The organism is Actinosynnema sp. NPDC023658 (assembly GCF_040639995.1).
Lineage (GTDB): Bacteria > Actinomycetota > Actinomycetes > Mycobacteriales > Pseudonocardiaceae > Actinosynnema.
This window is the reverse complement of the sequence record NZ_JBFAAX010000894.1, coordinates 1-2,234: the sequence shown is the minus strand read 5'-3', so window position 1 is coordinate 2,234 and position 2,234 is coordinate 1. Positions and strand designations below refer to the sequence as shown.

The following is a 2,234-nucleotide window of genomic DNA, read 5'->3' as shown; positions in this document are numbered from 1 at the left end:
CGACCAGGTCGAGCCACGCCAGCGGGTCGCGGGCGAACTCGCGCGGCGGCATCAGCACCGCCGTCCCGCCGATCGCCAGCACGGTTACCAGGTTCATCAGGCCGGTGTAGTGGTCCGGCGGCAGCCAGCTGAGCAGCCGGTCATCGGCGGTCAGGCCGAGGGCGTCCCTGGTCCGCCGCACGCCGTGGCCGAGCGCGGCGTAGGAGATCAACGTGCCGACCAGCTCGACCCTGGCCGAGCCGTAGCAGAGCACGGCCAGGTCGTCGGGGTCGCGGGCGGGCTCGACCCAGTCGTCCGGGTCGGCCAGCTCGATCACGTCGGTGGCCACGCAGGTGACGTCGTCCATGCCGTCCTGGCTCAGCCACTCGTGCACCGCCGACAGGCTCGACGCGTCGGTGAGCACGAGCGTCGCGCCCGCGTCGAACGCGATGCCGGTGGCGCGGGCGAGGTGGTGGTCGCGCCCCTCGGGCACGGGGGCGACGACGGGCACGACGCCCGCGTACAGGCAACCGAAGAAGTTCTTCACCACCTCCGGGCCGAGCGGGCTCAGCAGCAGCACCCGCTCGCCCGGTGCGCACCGCTCGGACAACCAGGCCGCCACCACGCGGGCCGCGCGGTCCAGTTCGCCGTAGGACAGCGACACCTCGTCGTCGCCGGCCTGCGCACGGCCGATCACCGCGGTCTTGGCCAGGTCGGCCGGGCTCTGCCGGGTTAATCGCCGAGCGATCCGGTCGAAGTACATCCGATGTCCCCCCTGGACATGAAAAACTTTATCGTCGAACATCCCAGGTGTGCACTTTTTTACCCCTCGATCACCACCCGGAACCGGACGGCAACCCACCCGGACCTCTCGCAGGAAAGTACTGACCGAACCCGGACGTGTCAAATGGCAACGAATCCCGGCCGCACATTTGTTTCATTCTTCCCGAGCGCCGGATATCACCGGATATCATCGGGCGCCCGGCGGTCGATCTTTCACGACATGCCGACCAGCACCCTCCGGGCGCCGTCGAACGGCCGCCGTCCGTGGCCCACCAGGACGTTGTCGAACAGCAGCACGTCGCCCAGCCGCCAGTCCACGTCCACCGCGTGCTCGAGCCCGCGGTCGCGGACCTGGAGCACGTAGGCGTCCGGGATGGGGCTGTGGTCGGCGAAGCTGACGCTCTGCGGCATCTCGTCGGCCCGCAGCACCTCGGCCATGGCGCGGGCGGTCTCGTCGCCCAGCGTCGCGGTGTGCCACTGGTCGGACTGGTTGAACCACACCTCGACCCCGGTCACCGGGTGCCGGGTGGTCGACGGGCGCAGCTGGCTGACCCGCAGGCCGCCGTCGTCGTGCCACTGCCAGACGGCGCCGGTGCCGGCCAGGAACTCGTCCACGACCTGCGGGTCGTCGGTCTCGAACGTGTCCTGCCAGCTCTTGCCCAGGCCGTAGCCGCCGTGCAGGTTCTGGGTGTAGCGGACGCCGTCCGCGAACGCCTCGCGCACCTCGTCGTCCAGCGACTCCAGCCACCGCGCGGCGTCGACCAGCGGCGTCGCGCCACCGGTCATGTCGGCCAGCACGCAGCAGAACACCAGCCGCGACGGCCAGGCGTGGGCGTAGGACAGCTCGTTGTGCATGGAGATGGTGAACTCGGGCGGGTACTCGGTGGAGGTGTAGACGTTGGCGCCCACCTTGGTGCGCGGCGAGTTGCCGTGGACGTAGGCGAGGCGGTCCGGCAGCAGGCGGTCCATCACGTCGGTGATGGTGTGCTCGGTCAGGCCGAAGCCGCGGAAGACGATCGCCTTCCGCTCGACGAGCAGGTCGTCCAACTCCGCCGCGTGGTCGAGGTAGTCGACCAGACCGGCCGCCGTCGCACTCGTCCCCAAGTCGCTCGCGGTGACCTCGGTCGGTGACCAGTTGAGACCGGCATTCATTGTGCTGCTCCATTCCCGGAACTGACTCTTCGGTCTTTTCCAGGCCGTGCGAGAGGTACCCTCGGTGGCCAATGCCCAACGGTGCCACCCGGCACTATACTCAGACTACTCTGACCTTATCCCGCTATTCATCGTAGCGAATTCGAACATCACCGGAACGGGACTGGACGTCGATCCGGTTGCGCGCCGAACCGTCCTGCTCGACGTCCACCACGCGGACGCCGGACTCCACGCTGAGCACCACCGCGTACCGCTCGCCGTCGCGCGGCACCCGCATGTCGAAGTCGCCGGAGCGCACGTTCGCCGTCACCTCGCGCGGG

Annotated in this window: 3 protein-coding genes; all 3 read right to left on the bottom strand. The window is 69.2% G+C overall.

The window, feature by feature from the left end; genetic code table 11:
• Positions 1–742 (bottom strand): AMP-binding protein (locus tag AB0G02_RS36095; RefSeq protein ID WP_360803732.1); only part of this gene is annotated, 742 nt, incomplete at its 3' end.
• Between the two features lie 233 nt (positions 743–975).
• On the bottom strand, positions 976–1,914 hold the full coding sequence (locus AB0G02_RS36090) for a TauD/TfdA family dioxygenase (RefSeq protein ID WP_360803729.1): 939 nt from the start codon (positions 1,912–1,914) through the stop codon (positions 976–978).
• A gap of 124 nt (positions 1,915–2,038) precedes the next feature.
• Positions 2,039–2,234, bottom strand: a 196-nt coding sequence (locus tag AB0G02_RS36085) for a hypothetical protein (protein ID WP_360803726.1), incomplete at its 5' end; no start/stop codon positions are given.

Bases quoted from the DNA above. Each gene is read 5' to 3' on its own strand.
- AB0G02_RS36090 (WP_360803729.1), bottom strand. From the start codon at position 1,914: ATGAATGCCGGTCTCAACTGGTCACCGACCGAGGTCACCGCGAGCGAC.